The following is a 565-nucleotide window of genomic DNA, read 5'->3' on the forward strand; positions in this document are numbered from 1 at the left end:
TGCTCCAGCGCCTCGGCCAGCGTGTGCCCGTCGTACGGATTGCCCGGCATCGAGCGCGCTCCCAGCACCAGGCCTTCCTTGTGCGTCGTCGTGATCGACACCTTCACGCCGAACTCGTACGGCTTGCGTACCTTGCCCTTGGCCAAGCACTCAACTTCCGGCGCGTGCAGCGCGTAGAGCTTGTGTTTGTCCTTCGGCTTCTGCGACAGAATCCGCTTGGCGCGGCCAATCAAGTCTTCCAGCGCTGTGCGGCTGTGCATCGCCACCGAGTCGAGCTGCCGTTCAACGTCGCGCATCACGCGACCCACCCGCGAGCGCAAGGTGCGTAGCGCGCGCCTCATGCGCTTGTACTGTTTGGCGTGCGCGTAGCGGCCGATCTGGCTGGCCAAGCGTGGCGCTTCGCGGTTGTAGTTCTGTCGCAGCTTCAAACCATGCTGTGCCGCCGCCTTCACCAGATGCTCACGGCAACGCTCCAACAGTCGCGAATCGGTTGGATGCGCGATCGCCTTCTCCATCACTGTTGTGTCGACGATCACACGTTTGATACTGGAGGGCTTGATCACGC

Annotated in this window: 1 pseudogene; it reads right to left on the reverse strand. The window is 62.8% G+C overall.

Going from position 1 to position 565, the window contains the following annotated elements:
* Positions 1-565: pseudogene (locus tag B4F51_RS02730) on the reverse strand (IS5/IS1182 family transposase); the annotation flags it as partial.

This window comes from Ralstonia sp. UBA689, from assembly GCF_002298975.1.
Lineage (GTDB): Bacteria > Pseudomonadota > Gammaproteobacteria > Burkholderiales > Burkholderiaceae > Ralstonia.